General features: G+C 73.6%; 25 protein-coding genes and 1 tRNA gene. 19 read left to right on the top strand and 7 right to left on the bottom strand.

From position 1 onward, the window contains the following. Positions 1-191: 191 nt before the first annotated feature. The 13 genes from ACIQVT_RS30735 (at position 192) to ACIQVT_RS30675 (ending at position 15,013) form a co-directional block, all read left to right on the top strand. Positions 192-1,421 carry an MFS transporter gene (locus ACIQVT_RS30735; RefSeq protein WP_403761416.1) on the top strand — a complete coding sequence of 410 codons (1,230 nt, stop codon included), beginning with the start codon at positions 192-194 and terminating at the stop codon, positions 1,419-1,421. 579 nt (positions 1,422-2,000) lie between these two features. After that, a complete protein-coding gene (locus ACIQVT_RS30730; RefSeq protein WP_403761413.1) occupies positions 2,001-2,459 on the top strand; it encodes a winged helix-turn-helix transcriptional regulator in 459 nt (152 codons plus the stop codon). 754 nt (positions 2,460-3,213) lie between these two features. Next, entirely contained in the window at positions 3,214-4,038 is an 825-nt protein-coding gene (locus ACIQVT_RS30725; RefSeq protein WP_403761410.1) for a transcriptional regulator, read from the top strand. A 253-nt stretch (positions 4,039-4,291) separates the two neighbouring features. Beyond that, positions 4,292-5,299 carry an NAD(P)/FAD-dependent oxidoreductase gene (locus ACIQVT_RS30720; protein WP_403761408.1) on the top strand — a complete coding sequence of 336 codons (1,008 nt, stop codon included), beginning with the start codon at positions 4,292-4,294 and terminating at the stop codon, positions 5,297-5,299. Then, positions 5,296-5,595, top strand: coding sequence for a 2Fe-2S iron-sulfur cluster-binding protein (locus ACIQVT_RS30715; protein WP_403761405.1), 300 nt, complete (start codon positions 5,296-5,298; stop codon positions 5,593-5,595). The genes ACIQVT_RS30720 and ACIQVT_RS30715 overlap by 4 nt, the downstream gene beginning before the upstream one ends. Before the next feature lie 53 nt (positions 5,596-5,648). Next, positions 5,649-6,401 (top strand): hypothetical protein, encoded by a 753-nt coding sequence (locus ACIQVT_RS30710; RefSeq protein ID WP_403761402.1) that lies wholly within the window; start codon positions 5,649-5,651, stop codon positions 6,399-6,401. A gap of 72 nt (positions 6,402-6,473) precedes the next feature. Then, a complete protein-coding gene (locus ACIQVT_RS30705; RefSeq protein WP_403761399.1) occupies positions 6,474-7,820 on the top strand; it encodes an acetyl-CoA carboxylase biotin carboxylase subunit family protein in 1,347 nt (448 codons plus the stop codon). Then, on the top strand, positions 7,817-9,142 hold the full coding sequence (locus ACIQVT_RS30700) for an acetyl-CoA carboxylase biotin carboxylase subunit family protein (RefSeq protein ID WP_403761396.1): 1,326 nt from the start codon (positions 7,817-7,819) through the stop codon (positions 9,140-9,142). Before ACIQVT_RS30705 ends, ACIQVT_RS30700 begins: the two co-directional genes overlap by 4 nt. Next, positions 9,139-10,401 (top strand): acetyl-CoA carboxylase biotin carboxylase subunit family protein, encoded by a 1,263-nt coding sequence (locus ACIQVT_RS30695; protein ID WP_403761393.1) that lies wholly within the window; start codon positions 9,139-9,141, stop codon positions 10,399-10,401. Before ACIQVT_RS30700 ends, ACIQVT_RS30695 begins: the two co-directional genes overlap by 4 nt. Beyond that, on the top strand, positions 10,398-11,303 hold the full coding sequence (locus ACIQVT_RS30690) for an EamA family transporter (protein ID WP_403761390.1): 906 nt from the start codon (positions 10,398-10,400) through the stop codon (positions 11,301-11,303). The genes ACIQVT_RS30695 and ACIQVT_RS30690 overlap by 4 nt, the downstream gene beginning before the upstream one ends. After that, positions 11,300-13,042, top strand: coding sequence for a DUF885 domain-containing protein (locus tag ACIQVT_RS30685; RefSeq protein ID WP_403761386.1), 1,743 nt, complete (start codon positions 11,300-11,302; stop codon positions 13,040-13,042). Before ACIQVT_RS30690 ends, ACIQVT_RS30685 begins: the two co-directional genes overlap by 4 nt. A gap of 2 nt (positions 13,043-13,044) precedes the next feature. Continuing rightward, complete coding sequence (locus tag ACIQVT_RS30680) at positions 13,045-14,379, top strand: aminotransferase class V-fold PLP-dependent enzyme (RefSeq protein ID WP_403761383.1); 1,335 nt, start codon at positions 13,045-13,047, stop codon at positions 14,377-14,379. 55 nt (positions 14,380-14,434) lie between these two features. Continuing rightward, positions 14,435-15,013 (top strand): nitroreductase, encoded by a 579-nt coding sequence (locus ACIQVT_RS30675; protein WP_403761380.1) that lies wholly within the window; start codon positions 14,435-14,437, stop codon positions 15,011-15,013. Positions 15,014-15,069: 56 nt separating this feature from the next. Here the strand turns inward: ACIQVT_RS30675 and ACIQVT_RS30670 are convergent, their stop codons facing one another. Next, positions 15,070-15,597, bottom strand: a complete 528-nt coding sequence (locus ACIQVT_RS30670) for an NUDIX hydrolase family protein (RefSeq protein WP_403761680.1) — start codon at positions 15,595-15,597, stop codon at positions 15,070-15,072. Between the two features lie 16 nt (positions 15,598-15,613). Then, complete coding sequence (locus ACIQVT_RS30665) at positions 15,614-15,772, bottom strand: hypothetical protein (protein WP_403761376.1); 159 nt, start codon at positions 15,770-15,772, stop codon at positions 15,614-15,616. A 254-nt stretch (positions 15,773-16,026) separates the two neighbouring features. Between ACIQVT_RS30665 and ACIQVT_RS30660 the strand changes: the two genes are divergently transcribed. After that, positions 16,027-16,881 carry a Cof-type HAD-IIB family hydrolase gene (locus tag ACIQVT_RS30660; RefSeq protein ID WP_403761371.1) on the top strand — a complete coding sequence of 285 codons (855 nt, stop codon included), beginning with the start codon at positions 16,027-16,029 and terminating at the stop codon, positions 16,879-16,881. A gap of 55 nt (positions 16,882-16,936) precedes the next feature. On the opposite strand, the gene ACIQVT_RS30655 is transcribed toward ACIQVT_RS30660, so the two are convergent. The 4 genes from ACIQVT_RS30655 to ACIQVT_RS30640 all read right to left on the bottom strand — a co-directional run bounded on the left by ACIQVT_RS30655 (position 16,937) and on the right by ACIQVT_RS30640 (position 19,655). Further along, complete coding sequence (locus tag ACIQVT_RS30655; RefSeq protein WP_403761366.1) at positions 16,937-17,731, bottom strand: SAM-dependent methyltransferase; 795 nt, start codon at positions 17,729-17,731, stop codon at positions 16,937-16,939. Positions 17,732-17,894: 163 nt separating this feature from the next. Further along, the gene (locus ACIQVT_RS30650; RefSeq protein WP_403761360.1) at positions 17,895-18,239 is read right to left on the bottom strand and encodes a DUF3140 domain-containing protein; all 345 of its coding nucleotides are present in this window, start codon (positions 18,237-18,239) and stop codon (positions 17,895-17,897) included. 31 nt (positions 18,240-18,270) lie between these two features. Further along, positions 18,271-18,762 (bottom strand): Dps family protein, encoded by a 492-nt coding sequence (locus tag ACIQVT_RS30645; protein WP_403761357.1) that lies wholly within the window; start codon positions 18,760-18,762, stop codon positions 18,271-18,273. 83 nt (positions 18,763-18,845) lie between these two features. Beyond that, positions 18,846-19,655: a lysophospholipase gene (locus ACIQVT_RS30640; protein ID WP_403761355.1), complete on the bottom strand. Its 810-nt coding sequence runs from the start codon at positions 19,653-19,655 to the stop codon at positions 18,846-18,848. A 144-nt stretch (positions 19,656-19,799) separates the two neighbouring features. Between ACIQVT_RS30640 and ACIQVT_RS30635 the strand changes: the two genes are divergently transcribed. The 4 genes from ACIQVT_RS30635 (at position 19,800) to ACIQVT_RS30620 (ending at position 24,244) form a co-directional block, all read left to right on the top strand. Then, positions 19,800-20,987 carry a thiolase family protein gene (locus ACIQVT_RS30635; protein WP_403761352.1) on the top strand — a complete coding sequence of 396 codons (1,188 nt, stop codon included), beginning with the start codon at positions 19,800-19,802 and terminating at the stop codon, positions 20,985-20,987. 68 nt (positions 20,988-21,055) lie between these two features. Continuing rightward, entirely contained in the window at positions 21,056-22,567 is a 1,512-nt protein-coding gene (locus ACIQVT_RS30630; RefSeq protein WP_403761347.1) for a long-chain fatty acid--CoA ligase, read from the top strand. Positions 22,568-22,649: 82 nt separating this feature from the next. Next, on the top strand, positions 22,650-23,423 hold the full coding sequence (locus tag ACIQVT_RS30625; protein WP_403761344.1) for a sulfite exporter TauE/SafE family protein: 774 nt from the start codon (positions 22,650-22,652) through the stop codon (positions 23,421-23,423). 59 nt (positions 23,424-23,482) lie between these two features. Further along, positions 23,483-24,244, top strand: a complete 762-nt coding sequence (locus ACIQVT_RS30620) for a cobalt-precorrin-6A reductase (RefSeq protein WP_403761341.1) — start codon at positions 23,483-23,485, stop codon at positions 24,242-24,244. Positions 24,245-24,488: 244 nt separating this feature from the next. Here ACIQVT_RS30620 and ACIQVT_RS30615 read toward each other — a convergent pair whose 3' ends face one another. Further along, positions 24,489-24,995, bottom strand: a complete 507-nt coding sequence (locus ACIQVT_RS30615; RefSeq protein WP_403761337.1) for a DUF309 domain-containing protein — start codon at positions 24,993-24,995, stop codon at positions 24,489-24,491. A 105-nt stretch (positions 24,996-25,100) separates the two neighbouring features. Between ACIQVT_RS30615 and ACIQVT_RS30610 the strand changes: the two genes are divergently transcribed. Then, positions 25,101-25,174, top strand: a tRNA-Pro gene (locus ACIQVT_RS30610). Positions 25,175-25,447: the final 273 nt, after the last annotated feature.

Genomic DNA, 25,447 nt, shown 5'->3' with positions numbered 1-25,447 from the left:
GCGGACGACCTCGCCGCCGGCGACGGGGGATTCACCCGGCGGCGAGGCGGTACCAAGCATAAAGAGCGCTATTTATGTATGTCTACCGGCCGGGGGAACCCGATGCGGTCCTCGATGAGTTGCGGATCGAAACCGTCGTGCCGTACCGTGAAAACGGTTGCGATCTGCTACTGATTTGGGATGGGGGCGCGATGGATGCCTGGCGACGGTTGTTGCTCGCGGTGGTGTGCGGTGTCGCGGTGGCGAGTATCTACGCCGCGCAGCCGATCCTGGAGCCGATGGGGCACGACCTGGGTCTGTCCCCGGGGCTCGCCGGGTGGATCGTCGCGACCGGCCAGTTCGGCTATCTGGCCGGGCTGGTGCTGCTCGTCCCGCTCGGCGACGTGGTGGACCGGCGGCGGCTCATCGCCGCGCACCTCACGGTCACCGCGGCGGGCATGGTCCTGACGGCCTCGGCGTCGGCCGCCTGGGTGGCGTTCGCGGGGCTCGCGACGGCCGGGATGTTCGCGGTGGTGGTGCAGACCACGGTGGCCTACGCCGCGTCGATCTCGCCGCCCGCGGAACGCGGACGGAACATCGGCGTGGTCACCTCCGGCGTCGTCGTCGGCATCCTGGGCGCGCGGGTCGCCACCGGCGCGCTGGCCGAGGTGTGGGGCTGGCGCAGCGTCTACGCCGTGCTCGCGGTGCTGTCGCTCGCACTCGCCGCCCTCGTCCTCCTTGTCCTGCCGTCGGAGGAGCGTCCCAGCCGGCCCGTGGGATACGGGCGGGCCGTCGCCTCCACCGGCGAACTGTTCCGGCAGCGGGTCTTCCTCACCCGCGGGCTCATCGCGTTCTTCCTGTTCGCCTCCTTCGGATCCCTGTGGAGCGGGCTGTCCCTGCCCCTGGCCGCCGCGCCGTGGCACCTGAGTGAGACCCAGATCGGACTGTTCGGCGTCGCCGGACTCGCCGGCGCGCTCGGCGCGGCCCGCGCGGGACGGTGGGCGGACGCCGGCCGGGCGGTCCCGGCCGCCGGACTCGCCCTCACCCTGCTGATCATCTCCTGGGCGGCCACCGGACAGCTGCCGTCGTCGCTGTGGCTGCTGGCCGTCGGGATCGTGCTCCTGGACTTCGCGGTCCAGGTCGTCCACGTGAGCAACCAGCACGTGCTCACCGCCGCGTTCCCCGACCGGCTCAGCGGCGTCATCGGCAGCTACATGGTCTTCTACTCGCTCGGCTCCGCCCTCGGCGCCGCCGCGACCACCGCCGTCTTCAGCGCGCACGGCTGGACGGGGTCCAGTCTCCTCGGGGCCGGGTTCGCGGCCTGCGCGCTGGTCGTCTGGGCGGTCGACCGTCGGCCCGCCGGCGCCGGCACCCACGACGCGGACACGCGGCGGGAGCCGGTCGAGGCCCGCGGGGCCGACCGGGCCGGACACGCGCTCTGAGCATCCGCTGACCGCGGCGACCCCGGGGCCGGGCCCATCGCCCGCCCCCGGGGTCCTGCGTGTCCCCGCCGGGAGCCCGGCGAGGATCGGGCGCGGGCTTCCCGCCGGTCCGCGCGGGCGCGAGGGCTGCGGACCGCCACTTACGGCTTCTGGGGCGATTCGCACCACTGGACTTGGCGAAGTCGCGTCGCGCATCCCTCTCGTGATTCACATACATAGCGTTCTTTATGCTTGGCTGGTCTCGCCGTCGGGTGAACCCCCCGTCGCCGGCGGCGAGTCGTCCGCACACGATTCGGGGGCAGCGGAGGGACCACCGATGACACTGCTGCACGGGCCGGCACCAGGAACGGGCGCGGGACGCGCCGACACCCCCGGACCCCGTCCCCTCATCCCGGAGTCGCGGGCGGGGCGGGATGCCTCACCGGTCTCCGTACCGCCCGCCGGGAAGCCCGCCGGAACGGCCGGCGCGTCGCCGGGGTGTACGCCGGTGCGGGCCGCAGCCTCCCCGTGTAGGTAGCGGATCGCAACCATGTGCCGTGCGGCATAATGGTTTCGATCCGCAACTCACCGGGAGGTCTCATGGCGAGCCGCACCGCGCCTGCCGCGAACCCTGGCTGGACCGACCCGGACTGCCCCGTCGCCCGAACGCTCGACCTCGTCGGCGACAGGTGGAGTCTCCTCGTCGTCCGCGACGCGATGGACGGGGCCCGCTCGTTCACCGAGTTCCAGCGGCGCACGGGCATCGCCCGCAACATCCTCGCCGACCGCCTGCGCAAGCTCACCGCGCACGGGCTCCTCGTCCAGCGCGCCGCGCCGTCGGGCCGCCGCCAGGAGTACGTGCTCACCGACACCGGCCGCGACCTCTTCCCGGTCATCCTCACCCTGCGGCAATGGGGCGAACGCCACGCCTTCGCCCCCGGCGAGGCCCACTCCGTCCTCGTCGACCAGCACGGCACCCCCGTGCCGGAGGTCGCGCCGACCAGCGCCGCCGGCACCCCGCTCGACAGCGACACCACCCACGTGCAGAAGACCCGATAGAAAGCGGAACCTCCGGTGCCGTCCGACCTCGCAGACACCCCGCCGCCCGCGCGCCCGTCGCAGCGGGCGGTGACGGAGGCACCGGCCCGGACGACGCGAGGTCGTCCCCGGCGGATGTGGGGACCCCCGGCCGGCCGCGCCCTGGGCGACGCGCACGCGGCGGACCCCGCCACGCCGCCGGCCGGGAACGACTCCCCGGTCACCGGCGGCAGGACCGGGACCGGAGCCGAGCCTGCCCGACAGGGCGTCACCGGGTGGCGGCGCCTCGCCCGCCCGGCCCTCCGCCGGGGTCCCCGAGCCCGCTAGCACCGGCGGCTCACCGCGCGGCAAGGCGCCGGCGTGCCCTCGTCCGGGCGCGACGGCCGGACCGTGACGCGGCCGGCGAGGCGGGGACGCCCTCGGCCCGGCGGCCGCGGGCCCACCCCTGCCGACTTTGCCGGCGAGCCACCTTTCCGGCCGTGAAGCGTGAAGCCGAGACAGAAGGAGACGGTCTCCGTGTCCGAACCGCCCTGCGGCGGCATGTTCAATTCGCGTGCGTTGTATTAGGGGGACTGGCGTGATAGGTCATGCAGAGTCATTAGCCCGGAATATCGGCGCCGTGACGGGAGGGGAATGTGCCGGCGTTCATCTGGTGCCGGTCGACTCCCTGGTGGCTGCCGATTCGCCCCGCCTGGACGGGGTGAATCAAGAACATGTCGAGGTTCTCGCGCAGCGTGATATCGAGCCGATCCTGGTGCATCGGGAGACGCGGCGCGTGGTCGACGGAATGCACCGCCTCCAGGCCGCGCGGCTGCGCGGCGAGGAATTCGTCCCGGTCCGGTACCTGGACGGGCCGGTCAGTGAGCTCTTCCTCCGTTCCGTGGAGGCCAACGTCGCCCACGGTCTGCCCCTGACGCTCCGGGACCGGAAGGCCGCGGCCCGGCGGATCCTGGCCTCCCACCCGGATCTCTCGGACCGCGCGGTCGCGCGCGTCGCCGGACTCTCGCCCAAGACCGTGGGCGCCGTCCGGCGCGGTTCGAGTGAGGAAGTTCCTCAGTCGAAGGTCCGGGTCGGCGCCGACGGCCGCTCCCGCCCACTGGACGCGGCGCGGCGCCGCGAGGCCGCGCGCACCTTCCTCGCCGAGCGTCCCGGCGCCACCCTCCACCAGATCGCCGCCAGCGCGGGGGTGTCGGTCAGCACCGCCTGCGAGATCAGACAGCGCGTACGGCGTGACGAGGCGAAGCAGTCGTCGCCCCGGGCGGCGGGTGCCACGCGCGGGCTCCGTGACCGCGGACGGGCGTCCGGCGCCGGGGCGCCGGCCCCCGGCCGGCCGGCCCGGACCGCCCGGGCCCAGCGCATCGAGACCCTGGCCAAGGATCCGTCCCTGAGGTTCACCGAGTCCGGGCGGGCGCTGCTGCGCTGGCTGAACGAGCACGCGCCGGACCTGGAGGCGGGTCGGCAGCTGATGGCCGCGGTGCCGCCGCACTGCGCCGCCGCGGTCGCGGACCTGGCCGACTCCTACGCCAGGGAATGGCTGCGTTTCGCCAGCGTGCTGGACCACGCCGTCGGGGACGGCACGGGACCGGAAAAGGAATGCTGAATGCCCTCGCCCACCCGGACGGAGCGGAGTTCCGGCCCCTTTTCTTGACGGTGGGATCGAGGCCCTGAATGATGAAATGGCACTCGGCGGAGGAATTCATTCACCGAACACGGAAACCGCTGCGGTGATTTTACCGGCACGACGCGAACAAGGGTCGTAAACCGGCCGGCCGGCCACGGGATCGAGCTGGCCGAGCCGTTCGACCGAACACCAGGAATGCCCGGAGTCCAGGACGAATCGAGCGGGAGATCGAGTGAAGACGACCCTAACCGGTGCAGAGACGAGCGCGGACGTGGCCGTCGTCGGAGCGGGTCCGGCCGGCCTGTACGCCGCCTATTGCGCGGGATTCCGCGGGCTTTCCAGTGTGCTGGTCGACGCGCTGCCCGAGCCGGGCGGCCAGTTGGCGGCCCTGTACCCCGAGAAGACGATCCACGACGTCGCCGGCCACGTGGCCGTGCGGGGCCGGGAACTGACCGATGAACTGGTCGCCCAGGCCGCGCCGTTCGCTCCCCGCTACCTGCTCGGCCGGACGGCGGCCTCGCTGACGCCGGACGGGCGGTCGGGCTGGGTGATCGGACTGGAGGACGGCGGACGGGTGCGGGCCGGAGCGGTCGTGATCGCGGCCGGACTGGGCCGTTCCACACCGCGCACGCTGCCGTGCCTGCGGCCCTATGAGGGGCGGGGCGTGGCCTACCACGTGCCGCGCCTGGAAGCGCACCGGGACCGCGACGTGGTGGTCGTCGGCGGTGGGGACAGCGCGGTCGACTGGGCCCTCGCCCTCGCGCCGATCGCCCGGTCCGTGACCGTCGTCCACCGGCGCCCGTCCTTCCGCGCCCACGAGCACGGCGTCAGGCGGATGTACGCGTCCGACGTGCGGGTGCTGACCGACGCCCAGGTGACGGCCTGCGAGGGCGTGGACCGGCTGGAGGCGGTACGGGTCCGCACCGGCGGGGGCGAACTGACCCTGCCCGCCCGGGCCGTCGTCGCGGCCCTGGGGTTCATCACCCATCCGGGCCCGCTCGCCGACTGGGGACTGCGCCTGGAGAACCGCCAGATCGCGGTCGACAGGGCGATGCGGACCAACCTGCCGCGGGTCTACGCGGTCGGCGACATCTGCGGGTACGAGGGGCGCGTCCCGCTCATCTCGGTGGGGTTCGGCGAGGCGGCGACCGCCGTGAACCACGCGGCCGTCGAACTGCGTCCCGGCTCCCGCCTCGCGCCGGAGCACTCCACCGACCGCGAGGCCGCGCTGCTGTCATGACCCTGAAAAAGCTGACCATCCTCCCGGCGGGAACCGAGATCCTGCTTCCCGCGGGCTCCCCCCTGACCGAAGTCGAGTACGAGACCACGCAGCGGCTCATCCCGTTCGGATGCCGTTCCGGATCGTGCGGCGCGTGCGTCGTCGAGGTGCTGGAGGGCTTCGGCTCCCTCGGTGAGCCCGACGACGACGAACTCGACTTCCTCGAAGACCTCGGCCGGACCGGCGGCGACCACCGCCTGGCCTGTCAGTGCCGGCTGCGGGGCGACGCGACCGTCCGTGTCGCCGACGACATCTGAAACCGCTCGTACGCGACGTCCGAGCGTCCACGAAGCACGAGAAGGGTGACATCATGCCGAACCGCGTGACCAACGTCGGCTACGGGGACCGGACCCCGTTCCTCAACGCCGCCGCCTCCGCCCAGCTGCGCGCCGAGATCGACGAGCAGCTCGACCAGCAGGTCCTCGAGTGGTACGCCAACGTCCCCGAGGCCGCCCACCTCGAAGGGCGCAACGTCGACTCCGAGTACTACAAGCGGAACCTGATCGAGACCGCCTGGCGCATCCGGCTGCTGCGGGTGGCCGAGGCCAAGGCGCTGGTGGAGGTCGCCAAGCGCAGCCCGGAGGCGGCCCAGGTCTGGGCCAACTACGAGCAGGAGGAGATGCTCCACGACGAGCTGTTCATCGCCGACCTGGAGAAGGTGGGCGTCTCGCGCGAGCAGTTCCTGGCCACCGAGCCCTACCTGTCGACCAAGCTGCTGACCGGCTACTTCTCCTACCTCCTGGACCACGAGGGCCCGCTCGGCGTGGTGGCGTACTCCTACCTCGTCGAGTACGTGAACGTGAAACTGGAGCCCAAGAAGTTGGAGGCGCTGAAGGGTTCGGTCGGCGAGGGCAACATCGGCGGCCAGATCAACCACTCGCACACCGACATCAACGACGACCACCCCGGCGAGGTGTGGGCGGCAGTCCGGCACCTGCTGCGCGGCGACGACGACATCGTCGCGTTCAAGCGGTACCTCCGCGAGCACCAGGCGATCCTGGCGCAGTACTTCGAGGAGCTGTACCTGGACACCATCGCCAAGGCCGAGCAGCAGCCGGCCTGACCTCTGTCCCGAGCGGGGGCGCGGCGTGACCGCGCCGCGCCCCCGTCCACCGGTGAGGAGGCCGGATCGAGCATGGAAAACGCCAGGGGAGTGCTGCTGCTCAGCCATGTGGGGTTCTCGTTCATGGAGGACCTCGTCGGCACCGTCGCGGCGCGGGGACTGAGGTCCTGCGTGCTCAGCTCGCTGCCGGAGCCGCAGCACCAGGAATCCAGGCCGGGGGCGCTGGCGGACCTCGCCGACGACGTCCGGGTGACCGACGGGCACGTACTGACCGAGCGCGACGTCGAGGAACACCTCGACCGGCTGGCGGCGGCGGGCGTGCGGGTGCTGTGCTGCCTCACCGTGTGGGAGGGGTACCGGCACCTGATGGCGCTGGCCAACGCCCGGCTCGGGGTGCCGGACCTGGACGAGAAACAGGTCCTGGGACTCCGCGACAAGCTGACGCTGCGCAACCGCCTCGCGGACGCCGGACTCAGCCGGGGCCGGGCGTCCGCGCTCACCCCCGAGACACTCGCCGCGCACCGGGACGGGGACGGCCGTTACTTCGTGAAGCCGGTCAGCGGCATCGCCTCGTTCGGCACCTTCCCCCTCACCACCGGGACGACCTGGGCCGACGTGGAGCGCATCGCCGCCGAGGCCCACGCCGACACCGTCTACGCCAGCGCTTTCACCACCGGCCGGCGCCCGGAGCCGGGGGTGGACTTCCTCGTCGAGGACTACGTCCCCGGACAGGAGTTCAGCTTCGAGGTCGTCGTCGTCGACGGTGAGCCGTACGTGGTGGCCGTGCACGAGAAGTGCGAGGTGACGGAGACGGCGGGCACCGTGCTGGAGAACGCCTGCGTCAGCCCGCCCACGAGCCTGACGCGGGAGGAGACCGCCGCCGGGATCCACTGGGTGACGGACGTGCTGGACGTCCTCGGACTCCGCTGGGGCTGCTTCCACGTCGAGGCGCGGCACGCCCCGTCCGGCTGGGACCTGATCGAGGTCAACCCGCGCGTCGGCGGCAGCCTCATCTCGCCCAGCGTGGCCGCGCTGACCGGCGGCCCCGGCCTGCTCGACCTGTGGCTGGACTCCCTGCTCACCGCGCACCGGCCGGCCGGCTTCCGCGAGACGCTGGAGGACCTGTCGTACGACGCGGACGGCACCGCCCGGAGCGGGAACGCGACGTTCTTCCGCGTCTTCTTCGCCGATCCCGGCACCATCCGCGCGGTCGGACTCAACGACGACCTCCCGCTGCGGCCGGTCGTCTCGCACGTCCTGCTGAAGCCCGGCGACGTCGTGGAGTCGTCCTCGCGCGAGGTGTTCCTCGGCCAGGTGCTGTGGTGCATGGACCGGGCCGACCGGGAGGCGGTCCTGCCCGAGCTGCTGCCCGCCTCCGAACGGGCGATCGAGATCGTGTACGGGACGGAGCGCGCATGACCGGGCCGATCCTCCTCATCGTCGACTACAACCTGAGCCGCATCGACGAGGTCCGCCACCTGCGGGACCACGCACGCGCCCGGCACGGCGCGACCGTCGTCCTGATCCGCGCCGACCCCACCGAGGCCGACGCCGCCATCGCCGACGAGGTGATCGACCTCGACCCGCTGCGCGACGACTTCGCCGAGGCCGGCGAGAAGCTGCTCGGTGACCGGCGCGAGCGGATCGGGGCCGGCATCGTCTTCTCCGACAACGCCGTGCGCAGCGGGGCCGAGCTGCTGGAGCGGCTCGGCGTCCCGGTCGACTCGGCACCGCTGGCCGGGGGCGCCTTCTCCAAGTACCGCTACCGGCTCGGCGAGGCACGCGTGGCCGACCTGCTGGCGGCGCAACGGATCATGGTGCCCGACTTCGCCGAGATCGCCTCGCTCGACCAGCTCAGGGAGTTCGCGCGCGCCCATCCCGAGGGCTTCGTCGTCAAGCCCGCCGCGGAGGGCAACAACCGGGGCGTCGTCGTGGTCCGTCCGGGCGACGACCTGACGGCGGCCTTCGCCGAGGTGCTCCCCTACCTGGAGGGCGGTGTCGTCTGCGAGGAGTACATCCCGTACCGGCGCGAGTACTCCTACGACGGGCTCGGATCGCTGTCGTTCGTCACCGAGAAGATCAGTGCCCGCGGCCGCTATCCCGTCGAGGTCGCCCAGGTGCTGCCCGCCGGGCTGGACGAGCACGAGCGCGCGACGCTGGAGCGGGCCGGACGGCAGGCGAACTGGCTGGTGGGCCAGTGCGACGGGCCGTTCCACAACGAGGTGAAACTGAGCGACGACGGGCTGCGCGCCGCGATCGTGGAGCCCAACCGGCGCCCGGGCGGGATGAAGATCTGGTCGCTGGCCCGCTGGGTCTACGGCATCGACCTGCACCAGCGCTGGGTCGACACGGCCTTCGGCACGGCCGCCGAGGCCGGGCGGCTGGTCCCCGGCTGCGCGGCGGCGACGGTGCTGCTCGGCGTGGGCAGTGACCGCTGGTTCTCCCCGGGCGACGTCGCGGCCGGCGCGGACCCGTTCGCGGACGCGGTCCGGGCCACCGCCGACCGACTCGGCCTGGGCGACGGGGAGCTGACCGTCACGGACTTCTCCTGGCTGTCGTCCGGGCGACGCCGGCTGCACGCCGTCGCCCGCGACAACGCGGACTTCGCGGCGCAGGGCTGCGTCGTGCTGCGCGGCGACCGCGCCGACATCCGCACCGTCGTCCACGTGCTGCGGGAGGCGTGGTCGGACGCCCTGGACCGGGCTCTCGCCCTCCCCGCTCCCGTCAGGAAGGTCCGATGAAGATCCTCATCCTGCACCGCGTGCCCTACTTCAAGATCGAGTACCACCGGGGGATCTCCCACGACCTGCACGAGGTCACCTACTTCGGCACCGACCGGGCGCTGGCCACCCTGCCGCCCGGACTGCGCTGCGAGCGCGTGAGCCGGCCGGGCACCCGCCCGGCCTTCGAGGAGGCCCGGGACTGGCTCGCGCGGCGCCCCCGCGACTTCGACCGGATCATCTCGATGTCGGAGTACGAACTGCTCGACGCCGCCCGGCTGCGCGGGCACCTGGGGGTCCCGGGCCCGCCGGTGGACCAGGCCGACCTCGCCCGCGACAAGGTGCTGATGAAGCGGGCGGTCGCGGAGGCCGGCCTGCGCGTGCCGCGCTTCGTGCCCCTGCCGGACTTCCTGGAGTCCGGCGCCCCGGTGCCCTGGCACGGCCGGACCGTCCTCAAGCCGCACCGCGGCGCGTCCAGCGAGGACGTGCTCGTGTTCGACACCCCGGGGCAGGCCGCGGCGGCGGTCACCGGACGCCGCACCGGAGTCGCCGCTCTGGACGCCGGACACGGTCTGGAGGACTTCGAGGTGGAGGAGTTCGTCTCCGGACCGATCAGGCACTACGACGGCCTGGTGCAGGACGGCGAGGTCCTCGTCCTCAGCGCGAGCGAGTACGTGGGCACCTGCCTGCGGTACGCGCAGGGCCTGCCCATGGGGTCGTTCCAGATCCCCTGCCCGGAGGAGACCCGCGCCTGGGTGTCGCGCGCCCTGGCCGCCGTACGGATCGAGGACGGCAGCTTCCACCTGGAGGCGATCGTCCACGAGGGGGAGCCGGTCTTCCTGGAGGTCGGCAACCGGGTCGGGGGAGCCGACGTGGTGGCGACCGTCGAACTGGCCACCGGCGTCCACCTGCCCTCGTACGAACTGCGGGTCCTGCTCGGCGAACCTGTCGCCGGCACCCTCCCCGAACCGCCCGCGGGCCCGCGGCGGTACGGCTGGTTCGTCCACCCCGGCCACCACCTGGCCGGGCGGGAGTTCGGGGGCCTCGACGGCACCCTGGCGTTCCGGGCCGACCCGCGTGTCGTCGCCTGGCACGAACTGCCGCCCGGCGCGCCACTGCCCGACCACATCACCTACCAGGCCGGAGAGACGGTACTCGCCGGGATCGTCGCCGGCGACACCTCCGAGGAGACCCGGGACTGGATCGTCGACCTCTTCGACTCCGTCTCGGTCCGCACCCGTCCGGCCGCACTCACGACAGCGAAACAGGTTCTGGCATGAAGAAACAGCACATCCTGATCGCGGTGGTCATCACCGCGATCTGGGGCCTCAACTTCTCGATCATCAAGATCGGGCTCGAGAGCGTCGACCCGCTCATCCTGGCCGGCATCAGGTTCGCGCTCAGCGCGCTGCCCGCGGTGTTCTTCCTGAAGCGGCCGCAGGTGCCGTGGCGGTACACCATCGGCTACGGGCTGGTGTTCGGCGTCGGCCTGTGGGGTGTGGTGAACCTGGGCATCAAGGCCGGGCTGTCGTCGGGGATCGCCTCCCTGCTGCTCCAGTTCAGCGCGTTCCTGACGATCGTCCTCGGCGCCGTGGTGTTCCGCGAGTCGCTGTCGCGCTTCCAGTACCTGGGCATCGCGGTCGCGTTGGCCGGCCTGTTCTCCATCACCTTCGTCACCGACGGCACGGTGACGCTCGCCGGTGTCGCGCTGGTGCTGCTCGGCGCGGTCTCGTGGAGCGTCGCCAACGTCATCCTGAAGAAGGCCGCGCCCAAGGACACGCTGGCGTTCATGGTGTGGTCCAGCCTGTTCTCGCCGGTCCCGCTGTTCCTGCTGGACCTGGCGGTCAACGGCACCAAGGGCTATGCCGAGCTGCCCCACCAGATCGGCTGGGCCGCGGTCCTGTCCATCCTGTTCCAGGCCTACCCGAACACCGTCCTCGGCTACGCCGTGTGGAACTGGCTGCTGCGCGAGTACCCGGTGTCCACCGTCGCGCCGCTCTCCCTCCTCGTCCCGATCTTCGGCGTACTGGGCTCGGTGCTGATCTTCGACGAGTCGCTGCCGCCGCTCAAGCTCATGGCCGGCGCGCTGGTCGTGGCCGGCCTGGTCATCGGGCTGTACGGCAAACGGCTGGCGGAGTCCGGGCCCGCCGTCCGGGTCCCGACGGCGAGCCGCTCGCGATGACCACCGCCCTGAACGACCTCACCGACCGGTACGTCGACGAGCTGGCCGCGCTCGATCCGTGCCTGGCCGCGGTGATGGGCATCGCCGGCCAGGAGGAACGGCTGACCGACTTCGGTCCGCGGGCGGCAGGGGAGCGCGCCGAGCTGGCGCGCCGCACCCTGCGGGCCGTCGACGGCACCCCGGTCGCGGGCGAGGCGGAACGCGTCGCGGCGGCCGTACTGCGCGAGCGGCTCGCCACCGAGGTGGCGCTGGCCGACGCCGACGCCTACGGCACGCTGCTGGACACCATCGACGGGCCGGTCCAGCGCGTGCGGCAGGCCGTGGCGCTGCTGGACCAGGGCGCCGACACCGCCTGGGAGACGCTGCTGGCACGGCTGCGGGCCGTCCCCGCGACGCTGGCGGGACTGCGCGACAGCTTGGAGGAGGCGCGGCGCGGCCGCCGGGTCGCACCGTACCGCCAGGTGGTGCGCAACGCCCGGGACTGCCGGGACCTGCGGCAGTACCTGACGGGTCTGCCCGCCGGACACGGCGACGGCGCCCTGCGCGGCGTCCTGGAGGAGGCCGCGCGGGCCGCGGACGAGGCGCTGTCGGACTTCGCGTCGTACCTGACGCGGCAGCTCGCGGCGGACGCGCCGCGGCTCGACGCCGTGGGCGCGGACCGTTACCGGCTGGGCGTGCGGGAGTTCCTCGGCACCCGGCTGGACCTGACGGAGACCTACGCCTGGGGCTGGGACGAACTGGCCCGGGTGCGGGCGCAGATGAGCGCCGAGGCGGCGCGCCTCGCGCCCGGCGAGCCGGTGCCGGCGGTGCTCGCGGCGCTCGACCGCGACCCGCGGTACCAGGTGGCCGGGCCGGCCGCGCTCCGCGACCGGCTCCAGGAACTGGCCGACGGCGCCATCGCCGACCTCGACGGGACGCACTTCGTGATCCCCGAGCCGCTGCTGCGGATCGACTGCCGGGTCGCCCCCTCCGACGGACCCGCCTTCTATCTCGCGCCCAGCGAGGACCTGTCGCGTCCCGGTGCGGTCTGGTGGCCGCTGTCCGGCTCGGACCGGCCGATCCCGACGTGGACGGTGCCGTCCACGATGTTCCACGAGGGAGTCCCGGGCCACCACCTCCAGCTGGGGGTGACGACCCTCAACACCGGCACCCTCAACCGGTTCCAGCGCCTGGCGTCCGAGCTGCACCCGGGGCACTGCGAGGGCTGGGGCCTGTACGCCGAGCAGCTGATGGACGAGCTGGGCCATTTCGCCGACCCGGCGCACCGGCTCGGGATGCTCGCCGGCGGGCAACAGCTGCGGGCGGCACGGGTCGTGCTGGACATCGGGCTGCACCTGCGGCTGCGGATCCCCGCGGGCACCGGGTTCCACGAGGGGGAGCGGTGGACGCCGCGGCTGGGCCGCGAGTTCCTCACCGAGTACTGCGGGCTGGGCCCGCCCGGATTCGTCGACTTCGAGATCGACCGCTACCTGGGGCGCCCCGGGCAGGCCCTCGCCTACAAGCTGGGGGAGAAGGTGTGGCTGGAGGCGCGCGAGGCGGCCCGCCGCCGCGACGGGGCCGCCTTCGACCTCAAGCGGTTCCACCAGCGGGCGCTGGACCTCGGGCCGATGGGCCTGGACCTGCTGCGCGCCGAACTGGCCCGCCGGCCCTCCCTCGCACACCCGGAGAAAACGCCTCCCCTTTCCCCCCACCTGTCCCGACGGGTCGAACCGGACCCCGTCGCCTCTCTGGAGGAGTGATCGTGTCTCTTTCGCGTCGTAAGGTTCTGGCCGGCTCCGGCATCGCGGCTTCCTCGCTGGCCCTGGGGGCCGCGGGCGCCGGGGACGCCGCCGCGGTCGAGAGCGCGGGCCGGCCCTTCGTCCCGCACGACTGGAACTCCGTCCGCGCGCAGTTCCAGCTCGCCCCCGACCTCGCGCACCTGTCGAACTTCTTCTTCGCCTCGAACCCGGCCCCCGTCCGCGCCGCGATCGCGAAGTACCGCAAGGCGTTCGACGAGAACCCGTACAGCTACCTCGAGGACAACATGTTCGCCCGCGACGAGGACATGCTGTGGCGCAAGGTGTGCGCCGCCGCCGCCGAGTACGTCGGCGGGCAGCCGGACGAGATCGCCCTCACCAGCAGCACCACGATGGGGCTCGCCCTGATCTACAACGGCCTGCGCCTGAAGCCGGGTCAGGAGGTGCTGACCACCACGCACGAGTTCTACCCGCACCACGAGTCGATCCGTCTGGCCACCGAGAAGTGGGGCGCGAGCATGCGCAAGATCCCACTGTACGAGTCGTCGCTGAACTTCTCCCCGGACCGGGCCATAGCGCGGATACGGGCCGCCGTGCGCCCGCGGACCCGGGTCCTCGGCGTCACCTGGGTGCACTCCGGCACCGGCGTACGGCTGCCGATAGCCGAGGTCGCGGCCGCCGTCGCCGACCTGAACCGCGGCCGTGCCGAGGAGGACCGCATCCTGCTGGTGGTGGACGGCGTCCACGGCTTCGGCGTGGCCGACGAGGACGTCGCCGCGATGGGCTGCGACTTCTTCTCCGCGGGCACGCACAAGTGGATCCTCGGACCGCACGGCACGGGCATCATCTGGGCCAAGCCGGAGAACTGGGCCCTGCTCCGGCCGACGATCCCCAGCCTGATGTCCGCCGAGACGGTCGACGCCTGGCGGGAGGGCCGCCCGCCGGCCGGCCCGACCCGGGCCTCCTGGGTCAGCCCGGGAGGTTTTTTCGCCTACGAGCACCAGTGGGCCACGATCGAGGCGTTCCGCTTCCACCGGCGGATCGGACGCGACCGGGTCCACGCCCGCATCGCCGAGCTGAACGGCCGGATCAAGGAGGGACTGGCGCGCATGCGCCACGTCACGCTGCACACACCGCTCGACCCCGCGCTGTCCGCGGGCATCGTCTGCTTCGACGTGCGGGACCGCAAGCCCGAGGACGTGGTCCGCATCCTGCGCGACAACCGGGTCATCGCCAGCACCACGCCGTACGCGGTGCCGCACGTGCGCCTGTCGGCCGGCATCGTCAACTTCCCGCACGACGTCGACAGGGCGCTGGAGGTCGTACGGTCGCTCGCCTGACCGTCCGCGGCCTCCGGCCCGCCCCCCGGCCCCGGTATGCAGAGGAGGATCACCCATGGATGTCATGACGGCCGTGCTGACCCGCCGCAGCGAACACCATCTCGTCGAACCCGCGCCGCAGGACCAGGAGTTCGCCTATCTGCTGCGTGCGGCGGCCACGGCACCCGACCACGGCCGGCTCCGGCCGTGGCGGTGGATCCTGGTGCGCGACGAGGGCCGCGCCGCCCTGGGGCGCTGCTTCGACGAGTGCGCGGCGCCCGCCGCCCGGCACGACGGGCCGGAGGCCGGGGTCCGCGGGGCACCGCTCATCGCCACGCTGGTGTTCTCGCCGGTGCGGGACGACACCGGTCCCGGCGGGCCCGTCCCCGAGTGGGAACAGCTCGCCGCCACCAGCGCCATGACCGGCTCCCTGATCCTGCTGCTGCACGCCCGTGGGTTCGGCAGTGTCTGGCGCACCGACGGACTCACCGAGTCCGAGCGGGTGCGCCGTGTCCTGGGCCTGCGCCCGGGGGAACGCCTGCTGGGCTGGCTGCACATCGGCACGCCCCGGCGGCCGGGGCCGTCCAGGCGCCGGGTGCCCGAGGACGTCACCGACCGGATCTCCGTCTTCACGCCCGAGCTGACGGGCTCGTGACCCGGGCCGGCGGGCCGGGGGCGGCCGCGGAGCGGTCCGCGGCCGACCCGCCCGCGTCAGGACACGACGCCCACGTGGGCGAGGGCCTGCTTCAGCAGCGCGCCGTGGCCGCCGGGCATCTCGCTCTGCACCGCCGGGGAGGCGGCCTCCTCAGGGCTGAACCAGACGAGGTCCAGCGCGTCCTGGCGGGGCCGGCAGTCACCGGTCACCGGGACGACGTAGGCCAGGGAGACCGCGTGCTGGCGCGGGTCGTGGTACGGGGACATGCCGGCCGTGGGGAAGTACTCGGCGACGGTGAAGGGCTGGAGCGAGGCCGGGACCCGGGGCAGGGCCACCGGGCCGAGGTCCTTCTCCAGGTGGCGCAATAGCGCGTCGCGCACCCGCTCGTGGTGCAGGACGCGGCCGGAGACCAGGGCCCGGCTGACCGTTCCGTCCGGGCCGATGCGCAGCAGCAGCCCGACGCTGGTGACTTCACCGCTGTCGTCCACGCGCACGGGCACGGCCTCGACGTACAGGATCGGCATCCGGGCCCTGGCCATCTCCAGCTCGTCCGTGGTGAGCCAGCCGGGCGTGGTTTCGGTCATGTCAGACATTGCTTGATCATACTTTCCGGGTGGGGCGCCCGCTGGGGTCGCGGGCCGGTTCGGATACGGGCGGCCCGGGCAGCCGGCGGGCGCCGTCCGGTCCGGCGGTGGGCCGGGCACCCCGGCGCGGATCGGCGGGACGGCCGTCGGGCACGGCGTCGGCGACAGTCGTCATACGTCCTCCTCGGCGGGCTCGGCGGCGCACGCGGCCGGGACCAGGGTCGCACGGCGGCCGTACCCGGCCACGGCACCGTGCGTGCGGCCGGCTCCGGCCCGGCGTCATTGTGCCCCGCGCCGATCACCCGCGCCGGGAAACGGGCACCCTGGGCGGTTCCGGGCAGCACCGCGGTCCGGTGCCCACCGGGTCCGGGCGCGCCGTGGGCGTGCGGAACACTGGACCGGTACCCCCGCCCCGAACGGAAGCAGGACATGCCCGCCACGCCCGCGCCCCTGTACGACATGTCCGGCCCGGCCGCCGGGCCCGCCGACATCCGGCTGATCGTCACCGACATGGACGGCACGCTGCTGGACGACACCAAGCGGATACCCACCGCACTGTGGCCGGTGCTCGCCGAACTGCGCCGCCGCGGCGTGCTGTTCAGCCCAGCCAGCGGCCGTCAGTACGCGACGCTGGCCCGGCAGTTCGCGGAGGTCGCCGAGGGCATGGTGTTCATCGCGGAGAACGGCACGTACGTGGTCCGCGACGGCGTGGAGCTGAGTTCCGACCCGCTGGACCGCTCGGTCGCCCCGGCGGTCGGCCGGACGGTGCGGCGGCTGGTCGCGGGCGGCGCGGACGTCGGCGCGGTCGTCTGCGGCAAGCGGGCGGCGTATGTGGAGCGCACCGACGAGGCGTTCCTCGCCGAGGTGCGCACGTACTACGCCGAGCACCGGGTGGTGGACGACGTCACCGCCGTCGACGACGACGTGATCAAGGTGGCGCTGTTCGACTTCGGGTCCGCCGAGCACAGCACCGCCCCGGCCCTCGCCGCGTTCGCCGACACCCACCGGGTCGTCGTCTCCGGCGAGCACTGGGTGGACGTCATGAACCGCACCGCCGACAAGGGCACGGCGCTGCGCGGCCTCCAGCGGGCGCTCGGCGTCACCCCGGCGCAGACGATGGTGTTCGGCGACTACCTCAACGACCTGGAGATGCTCGACGCCGCCGACTGGTCCTTCGCCATGGCCGGTGCCCACCCCGAGGTGATCCGCCGGGCCCGCTACCTGGCCCCGTCCAACAACGACGACGGTGTGCCGCGCACCATCGCCCGCGTCCTGGGGCTGTGAGCGGGCCGGCGCCGCCGGCCGCGGGGGCGCCGCCCGGCCGGTCGGCGCCCCGCCGTCACGGCTTGCGAGCGACCCCGCCGTACAGCGAGACGCGCTCCGGCGTCTCCTCCTCCGGCCGCCAGTCCGCGACGGAGACGATGCCGGGCTCCAGCAGCTCCAGTCCGTCGAAGAAGACGCCCACCTCGGCGTGCGAGCGGGCGACCAGGGTCACGCCGCCCGCCGCGTAGGCCGCGATGCCCGTGCGGACGTTCTCCGGGTCGAAGTCGGCGGTCATGGTCGACAGGACCAGGAAGCTGCCCGGCGCCAGCACGTCGACCAGGGCGGCCACCAGGTCGTGGGCGCCGTCCTCGTCGGCGACGAAGTGCAGCAGCGCGATGAGGGAGAGGGCCACCGGACGGCCGAAGTCCAGGACGCGGCCGGCCTGTTCGAGGATGGTGTGCGGATCGCGGGCGTCGGCCTGCACGTACTCGGTCACGCCCTCGGGGGTGCCGCGCAGCAGCGCGTGCGCGTGGGCCAGCACGATGGGGTCGTTGTCGACGTAGACCACCCGGGCGTCCGGGGTGACGGACTGGGCGATCTGGTGCAGGTTCGGCTCGGTCGGTATGCCGGTGCCGATGTCCAGGAACTGGCGGATCCCCGCCTCCTGGGCCAGCGCGCGGGTGGCCCGGCGCATGAACGCCCGGTTCGCGCGGGCGGCCTTGGGCGCGCCCCCGTCGATCGCCGTGATCCTGCGGGCCAGTTCCTCGTCGACCGGGTAGTTGTCCTTGCCGCCGAGGAACCAGTCGTACACCCGCGCCGGATGCGGCCGGGTGGTGTCGATGCAGTGGTTGTCCGGCTCGGTCCCCGCCACGTGCTGCTCGTCCGCGCGTCCGGTCCCGGTGGTCGTGCCGGGACGTGCGGGGAGCAGTCTGACACGATCACACGGCCCGGCGCGGACGGCCCCCGGCGGCCGTGCGCCGCCCGCGCCGACACGGGGGCCGGCACGGGCGGTCGGGCGTTCCGCGGCTGCCCGGTTACGGCTTGAGCGGGTCGTGGCCCAGCGTCATCAGCCGGCGCCGGCGCCGGGTGTCCTCCGGCGAGGACTGCGGTGCGGGTTCGTTCTCCGGGTCCGCCAGTTCCTCGACCGTCCGAACGACCCGGTGCATCACTCGCACGTCGTCGTCGGTGAGGTCGGTACGGCGTTTCTGGAGGATCGCGAGGACGTGCTGTCCGGTGGGCGAACCCGACGCCTCCGGCAGCGGTTCCGTGTCCTCGTCGGCGTCCCGGACCCTCAGCCAGGCCGCCAGTTCCGCAGAGGTCATGTTCACCGCGCGGTGGAAGTCCTCCCACAGCGCGTCGAGTTCCAGGGCGTCGGCCATGGTCCTGCCTTCCGTCGCGCGGGCGGCGGCGCTAGCCGTCGGCCTGTCCGGGCGAGTGGTTCTCGGCCTGGAACATCCAGCGCTGCTTCTCCAGGTCGGCGGTGACGGCGATCAGCAGGTCCTGGGTGACCGGGTCGGCCTTCTCGGTCGCCTCGATCCGTTCGCGCAGCCGGTCGACGGCCGACCCCAGCGACTCCACCATCAGCTCCACGACCTCCGTGTCGCGCAGCCAGCCGTCCTTGGTGCTCGGCAGCGCGAAGGCCGCGGCGATGGTCTCCGGCCGGCCGTCCGGCGACACGCCCAGCGCGGCGGCCCGTTCGGCGACGGTGTCCGAGTGGCCGCGGGCGGCGGTGACCACCTCGTCCAGCTGGAGGTGGATCGACCGGAAGCGCGGGCCGACGATGTTCCAGTGTGCCTGCTTCCCGATCAGTGACAGTCCGAGCAGGTCGACCAGGGTGTCCTGGAGGGCGGTCCCGGTGACGCGGAGCGCCTCCTCGGGCAGCGTGCTCTTGACCACGGTCATGGCGGGTCGGTCCCCTTTCGTCAGCATTCGGGTCACGTCCGAAAGGGCGGGTGCCCCGACCGACCGGGAGGCAAACGCGCTGATCAGCGGGGCAGCACCCCGTCCAGGAAGGCCAGCGTCTCCGCGTGGGCCTGCGCCTTGCACGTCTCGTGGAACACCTCGTGCCGCGCCCCGGGGAAGATCCGCTCGGTCAGTGGGCCGCCGCTCAGCCTCCGCACCCCGGGCCGGCTGCCGGCCGGCGGCACCAGCCGGTCGTCGTCACCGTGCAGCCACAGCAGCGGCAGGGCCCCGATGTCGCCGCCTTGGGCGACGGTCTCCAGGGTCCGGGCGAACGCCTCCAGCGTCGGCCGTTTCATCGGCCCGTGCCAGACCAGCGGATCGGCCGCGTAGGCGGCGCCCACGGCCGGGTCCCGGGAGAGCGCGGAGGGGCTGATCGGCAGGTCCGGGATCTCCGCCAGGGCGAGCAGCCGCCCCGGCAGCTCCCAGGTGCCGATCACGGGCCCGGACAGGACCAGCGCGCTCAGTTCACCGCCGTACCGCTGGGCGTACCGGGCGGCGACGAGGCCGCCCATGGAGTGGCCCAGCAGCACGAGCGGCAGGCCGGGGTGGGCGGCCCGGGCCAGGTCCGCCGCGCGGCGCAGGTCCGTGACCACGTCCTCGAGGTCCGCGATCAGCACCCGTTCCCCGGCCGACCTGCCGTGACCCGCGTGGTCGGGCGCGTACACGGCGGCGCCGTGCCCGGTGAGCACGGCGGCGAGTTCCGCGTACCGGCCGGCGTGCTCGCCGTACCCGTGCGCCAGGAGGACGAGGAGGCGGGGCGCCGGGTGCGGCCACTCGTGTACGGCGAGGGTTCCGTGCGTGCCGTCGAGCAGGTGCTCGCGGACGTGGGGCATGTCTCCTCCAGCGGGCTCGGTGACGGCCGGGGGGAATCTTCCCAGCGGGGCGGTGGGAGGTCTATAGTCGAAAACTAGCAGTGCTAATTAACAGCTGCACCGGTCCGTGCTGATCCACAGCGTCGTAGGTCAGGAGTCCCAGCCGTGCGTCCCGTCCACTTCGTCGCCGCCCGCCGCACCCCCATCGGCAAACTCCGCGGAGCCCTCTCCTGCGTCCGCCCCGACGACCTCGCGGCGACCGTGATCCGCCACCTCGTGGCCGGCGTGCCCGCCCTCGACCCCGCCCGCGTCGACGACGTCTACTGGGGCGCCGCCAACCAGGCCGGCGAGGACAACCGCAACGTCGCCCGGATGGCCGCCCTGCTCGCCGGGCTCCCCGACACCGTGCCCGGCGCCACCGTCAACCGGCTGTGCGCCTCCGGACTCGAAGCGGTCACCACCGCCGCCCGGACCATCGCCGCGGGCGAGGCCGACGTCGTCGTCGCGGGCGGCTCGGAGTCCATGAGCCGCGCCCCCTTCGTCCTGCCCCGGCCCGACGAGGCCCTGCCGCAGCGCATCGAGACCCACGACACCCGCCTCGGCTGGCGGCTGGTGAACCCAGCGATGAAGGAGCTGCACGGCCTCCTCGCCATGGGCGAGACCGCCGAGGAGGTCGCCGCCCGCCACGGCATCTCCCGCGCCCGGCAGGACGAGTTCGCCCTGCGCAGCCACCGACTCGCCGCCGCCGCACGCAAGAACGGCGACTTCGACGACGAACTCCTGCCCGTGGAACGCCCGGACGGCCTCGTGGTCGAGGAGGACGAGTGCGTCCGCGAGGACACCTCGCTGGAGAAGCTGTCCCGGCTCCGGCCGGTCTTCCGCGCAGACGGCACCGTCACGGCCGGCAACGCCTCGCCGATGAACGACGGGGCCGCCGGCCTCCTCCTGGTCAGCGAGGAGGTCCTGAACGAACTGGGCCTGACGTCCCTCGGCCGTTATGTCGCCGGCGCCTCCGCCGGCGTCCACCCCGACGTGATGGGCCTAGGCCCCGTCCCCGCCACCCGCAAGGTGCTGGGCCGGGCCGGCTGGGAGACCGGCGACCTCCAGGAGGCCGAGTTCAACGAGGCCTTCGCCGCGCAGGCCCTCGCCTGCGTCGACCAGCTCGGCATCGACCCGGACCTGGTCAACCCCACCGGCGGCGCCATCGCCCTCGGCCACCCCCTCGGCTGCTCGGGCGCCCGCATCCTCACCACCCTGCTGCACCGCATGCGCCGCACGGGCTCCCGGCGCGGACTGGCGACCATGTGCGTAGGCGTGGGACAGGGCAGCGCGGTACTGGTCGAGAGGGACTGAACCGCCCGCAACGGGGGCCCCGCGAGGGGATAGGTCGTACGAGCCGCAAGGAAACGGAGCAGTACCCCATGGCAACCCTGTCCGTCGCCGCCATCCTCGCCGAGAACGCCCGGCGCCGCCCCGGCAGGACCGCCCTCGTCGAGGGCGACCTGCGGCTCACCTTCGCCGAGGTGTGGCAGCGGGCCCTCGCCCAGGCGGGCGCCCTCGCCGGACTCGGCGTGCGGCCCGGCGACCGGGTGGCCCTGATGGCGCCCAACACCGCCGACTTCCCCGTCGCCTACTACGCGATCGCCGCGGCCGGCGGGGTCGTCGTCCCCGTCCACCTGCTGCTCTCCGCCGAAGAGGTCGAGCACGTCCTCACGGACAGCGGGGCCACCCTGCTGCTGGTACACCCGGCGCAGGCGGACATCGGCCGCGCCGCCGCCGGCGCCGCCGGCGTCCGGGCCCTCACCCTGGGCGAGGAGTTCGGCAAGCTCGCGGCCGACGCCGAACCGCCAGCCTCCTACGTCACCCGGTCCGCCGACGACCCGGCGGTCGTCTTCTACACCAGCGGCACCACCGGCGTCCCCAAGGGCGCCGTGCTGAGCCACTTCAACCTGGTGATGAACGCGACCGTCAACGCCTTCGACGCCAACGACATCCGGCCCGACGACATCGCCCTCGGCGCGCTGCCGCTGTTCCACGCCTTCGGCCAGACGGTGTCGCTCAACTCCACCTGGCGCGCGGGCGCCACCCTCGTCCTGCTGCCCCGCTTCGACGCCGCCCGCGCCCTGGAGCTGATGGTGCGGGAGGGCGTGAACACCTTTCACGGCGTGCCCACCATGTTCGTCGCCCTCGCCGCGGCGGCCGCCGACGCCGGCCGGCTGCCCGAGCTTCGCGTGTGCGTCTCCGGCGGCGCCTCCCTCCCGGTCGCCGTACTGGAGCGGTTCGAGGCCGCGTTCGGGGCGAAGGTGTACGAGGGGTACGGACTGTCCGAGACCTCGCCGACCGCCACCGTCAACCAGCCGGTGTTCGGCACGAAGGCCGGCACCATCGGCCATCCGCTGTGGGGCATCGACGTGGAGATCGCCCGCGCCGAGCTGGAGGGGCGGATCGAACTCCTGCCGCCCGGTGAGCTGGGCGAGGTCGTCATCCGCGGCCACAACGTCTTCTCCGGCTACCTCGGCCGCCCCGAGGCCACCGCCGAGGCCGTGGTGGACGGCTGGTTCCGCACCGGCGACCTCGGCACCAAGGACGACGAGGGCTTCCTGCGGATCGTCGACCGCAAGAAGGACGTCATCATCCGCGGCGGCTACAACGTCTACCCGCGCGAGGTCGAGGAGGTGCTGATGCGCCACCCCAAGATCGCCCAGGCCGCCGTCATCGGCCTCCCCGACGAACTGCACGGCGAGGAGGTGTGCGCCGTCGTCGTCCCGGCCCGGGGCACCGCGCCCGACGCCGGCGCGCTCACCGAGTGGTCCAAGCAGCACCTCGGCCGGCACAAGTACCCGCGGCGCGTGGAGTTCACGGACGCCCTGCCCCTCGGACCGAGCATGAAGGTGCTCAAGCGGGAACTGCGGGCCCGGTACACGGGCCGGTAACGCGCCCGGGGCCGCCCCGGGGAACCGGCCGGCGGACGCCGCTCACGCCCGAAGCATGCGTGCGCATAGCATCGGTCCCTCCATGAACACCATGACGCTCTGGCACCTCTCGGGCTGGCAGTTCGCCGCGCTGGCCGCCGCGGCCCTGCTCGTCGGCTTCTCCAAGACCGCGGTCAGCGGGGCGAACACCATCAGCCTCGCGGTCTTCGCCGCCGTCCTGCCCGCCCGCGCCTCCACCGGCGTCCTGCTGCCCGTCCTGATCGCCGGCGACCTGCTCGCCGTCGCCAGCTACCGGCGGCACGCGCACTGGCCGACGCTGTGGCGCCTGTTCCCGGCCGTCGGGGCGGGCGTCGTGGCGGGCACCCTGTTCCTGGTGTGGGCCGACGACGGGGTGGTACGGACCTCGATCGGCGCGATCCTGCTGTTCATGGCCGGGGTGACGATCTGGCGCCGCCGGACCGCCGGGACCCCCCGGGAACCGGACGCGGTCACCACCCGGGCGGGCCGCCTCAAGGCACGCTCGTACGGCGTCCTCGGCGGGTTCACCACCATGGTCGCCAACGCGGGCGGCCCGGTGATGTCGCTGTACCTGCTCTCCGCCGGCTTCCGCAAACTCGGCTTCCTGGGCACCTCGGCGTTCTTCTTCCTCATCGTGAACGTGGCCAAGGTGCCCTTCAGCGTCGGCCTCGGCCTGATCGACGGCCGCTCGCTGCTGCTGGACGCCGCGCTCGCGGTGTTCGTGGTCCCCGGGGCCCTGTTCGGCAAGTGGGCCGTGCACCGGATCGACCAGCGGCTCTTCGAGCAGCTCGTGATCGCGGCGACCGTCGTGGGCGGCGCGCAGCTGCTGCTGCGCTAGCGGGCCGGCCCGGCAGGCCGGTGACCCGGTCGGCCACGACTCCCTCGTACGCTCACCCCATGCCCGCGCACGTGCTGATCCTGGGTGGCACCACCGAGGCCCGCCGCCTCGCCGCCGGCCTCGCCGCCCGCCCCGGCGTCCGGGTCACCACCTCCCTCGCGGGCCGGGTCGCCCGGCCCGCGGCCCTGCCCGGCGAGGTGCGCACCGGCGGCTTCGGCGGTCCGCGGGGGCTCGCCGACTGGCTGCGCGCCCACCGGGTGGACGCCCTCGTGGACGCCACCCACCCGTTCGCCGCGTCGATCACGGCCAACGCGGTCCACGCGGCCCGGGACGCAGGCGTCCCCGCGGTCGTGCTGCGCCGCCCCGGCTGGCGGCCGGGTCCGGGCGACCGCTGGTACGACGTCCCGTCCCTCGCCGCGGCGGCCGAGGCCCTGCCGGGACTCGGCCGCCGGGTCCTCCTCACCACCGGGCGCCTCGGCCTCGCGGCCTTCGCCCACCTGGACGGCCTGCACTTCGTCGTCCGGTCGGTCGACCCACCCGACCCGCCCCTGCCGCGGGACACCCGGGTCGTCCTGGCGCGGGGCCCGTTCACGGTCGCCGGCGAGACGGAACTGCTGCGCGCCCACCGCGTCGACGTCCTGGTCACCAAGGACAGCGGCGGCGCGGCCACGTCCGCGAAACTGACCGCCGCCCGCGACCTCGCCCTCCCCGTGCTCGTCGTCCGCCGGCCACCGCTGCCGGAAGGCGCACGGGCGGTGCCGGACGTGGCGGGCGCCTGGCAGTGGCTGGGCCTGGGGGAGGGCCCGGACACACCAGGCTGACGGGAGACGGCGCAGACCGGTCCCGGAGGGGTGGACGGCGTCGTGGTGACGTCGGACACCCACCAGGCGTTCCGGCGGTACGCCGTCGAGGACACGCACGTCCACCGGGGCGCCTGACTCGGCACTCCGGGCGGGATCCCTGCCACCGGGCCGGTCGCCTGGGCCCTCCTCGGCGCTCAGCCGGGGCGCCGCGCCGGTCCCCGACGGCCGGCCCCGTGGGCCGCCCCGCCCGCGACGGCCCCGGTCAGGGACCCAGTCTGGGTGCCTCGGCGCGCGCGTCCACCTGCGTCGAGCCGTGCTCCACCCGTCCGGCCAGCTCCCCGGCCCACCGCACCAGCCCCGGCAGGTCCATCCCGTACGGCCGGTCCTCACCCCGCCCGGTCTGCCACTCCTCGACCGCGCGCGCACCCCGGCGCAGCAGGCGGGCGCCGCCCGGGGCGTTCCCGCGAGCCGCGTGGGTGAGCCCCACGGCCAGCTGCGCCAGCCCCCGCCACAGCGTCCGCTCGTCCGGGGGACCCGACTTCCAGGCGTCCTCGAACACCTCGTGCGCGTGGAACGGCCGCCCCTGCGACAGCAGCGCCTGCGCCTCGGCGACCGTCTCCGGGGGCGTCCGCACGAGGCCCTCCGGCTGCCGGGGCACCCCCTCGGCGCCGTACGGCAGCGGCCGGCCGAGCCCGTCCCGGGGCCGCGCGTTGCGGGCCCGCCCGTCCGCGTCGCGGTCCCTGGCGTCCGATGCGTCCGCGTTCGTCATACGGCCGATTGTCCCCCGTACCGCCCGGGCCCTCGTCGGCGCACCACGCGACGTGGGGTAAAGTGCTGTCCGCACGATCACGCGGGGCACCGCGGGTGAGAGCGACGGGACGTGGCGCAGCTTGGTAGCGCACTTGACTGGGGGTCAAGGGGTCGCAGGTTCAAATCCTGTCGTCCCGACTGGAGACAGTCGCAGATCAGGGCCGATTTCGGAGGTATCCGAAACCGGCCCTTGATCATTTTTGGGCCACCGGTGGGCGACCGGCGTGCCGGTCCGGTGTGCCGGAGGTAGCGGCGGCGCGGGTGCTCGTGGCCAGGCTCGGATCACCGCCCTCGCCCGCCCCCGGCGACCCCCACCGCGTGCTCACGCCGGGTGTCCGATCCGACGTGGACCAGCACTTTTGTGGGAAATCGCCTGTCGTAACATCTGGGATAATGAGGGCCGGGGCGCGG

The organism is Streptomyces sp. NPDC100445 (assembly GCF_044759735.1).
GTDB lineage: Bacteria > Actinomycetota > Actinomycetes > Streptomycetales > Streptomycetaceae > Streptomyces.
This window is presented reverse-complemented; position numbering and strand designations above follow the sequence as displayed.

Bases quoted from the DNA above. Each gene is read 5' to 3' on its own strand.
- ACIQVT_RS30615 (WP_403761337.1), bottom strand. From the start codon at position 24,995: ATGACGAACGCGGACGCATCGGACGCCAGGGACCGCGACGCGGACGGG.
- ACIQVT_RS30650 (WP_403761360.1), bottom strand. From the start codon at position 18,239: ATGGCCGACGCCCTGGAACTCGACGCGCTGTGGGAGGACTTCCACCGC.
- ACIQVT_RS30645 (WP_403761357.1), bottom strand. From the start codon at position 18,762: ATGACCGTGGTCAAGAGCACGCTGCCCGAGGAGGCGCTCCGCGTCACC.
- ACIQVT_RS30705 (WP_403761399.1), top strand. From the start codon at position 6,474: ATGGAAAACGCCAGGGGAGTGCTGCTGCTCAGCCATGTGGGGTTCTCG.
- ACIQVT_RS30710 (WP_403761402.1), top strand. From the start codon at position 5,649: ATGCCGAACCGCGTGACCAACGTCGGCTACGGGGACCGGACCCCGTTC.
- ACIQVT_RS30715 (WP_403761405.1), top strand. From the start codon at position 5,296: ATGACCCTGAAAAAGCTGACCATCCTCCCGGCGGGAACCGAGATCCTG.
- ACIQVT_RS30700 (WP_403761396.1), top strand. From the start codon at position 7,817: ATGACCGGGCCGATCCTCCTCATCGTCGACTACAACCTGAGCCGCATC.
- ACIQVT_RS30685 (WP_403761386.1), top strand. From the start codon at position 11,300: ATGACCACCGCCCTGAACGACCTCACCGACCGGTACGTCGACGAGCTG.
- ACIQVT_RS30620 (WP_403761341.1), top strand. From the start codon at position 23,483: ATGCCCGCGCACGTGCTGATCCTGGGTGGCACCACCGAGGCCCGCCGC.
- ACIQVT_RS30730 (WP_403761413.1), top strand. From the start codon at position 2,001: ATGGCGAGCCGCACCGCGCCTGCCGCGAACCCTGGCTGGACCGACCCG.
- ACIQVT_RS30665 (WP_403761376.1), bottom strand. From the start codon at position 15,772: ATGACGACTGTCGCCGACGCCGTGCCCGACGGCCGTCCCGCCGATCCG.
- ACIQVT_RS30630 (WP_403761347.1), top strand. From the start codon at position 21,056: ATGGCAACCCTGTCCGTCGCCGCCATCCTCGCCGAGAACGCCCGGCGC.
- ACIQVT_RS30660 (WP_403761371.1), top strand. From the start codon at position 16,027: ATGCCCGCCACGCCCGCGCCCCTGTACGACATGTCCGGCCCGGCCGCC.
- ACIQVT_RS30675 (WP_403761380.1), top strand. From the start codon at position 14,435: ATGGATGTCATGACGGCCGTGCTGACCCGCCGCAGCGAACACCATCTC.
- ACIQVT_RS30670 (WP_403761680.1), bottom strand. From the start codon at position 15,597: ATGACCGAAACCACGCCCGGCTGGCTCACCACGGACGAGCTGGAGATG.
- ACIQVT_RS30625 (WP_403761344.1), top strand. From the start codon at position 22,650: ATGAACACCATGACGCTCTGGCACCTCTCGGGCTGGCAGTTCGCCGCG.
- ACIQVT_RS30690 (WP_403761390.1), top strand. From the start codon at position 10,398: ATGAAGAAACAGCACATCCTGATCGCGGTGGTCATCACCGCGATCTGG.
- ACIQVT_RS30735 (WP_403761416.1), top strand. From the start codon at position 192: ATGGATGCCTGGCGACGGTTGTTGCTCGCGGTGGTGTGCGGTGTCGCG.
- ACIQVT_RS30695 (WP_403761393.1), top strand. From the start codon at position 9,139: ATGAAGATCCTCATCCTGCACCGCGTGCCCTACTTCAAGATCGAGTAC.
- ACIQVT_RS30640 (WP_403761355.1), bottom strand. From the start codon at position 19,655: ATGCCCCACGTCCGCGAGCACCTGCTCGACGGCACGCACGGAACCCTC.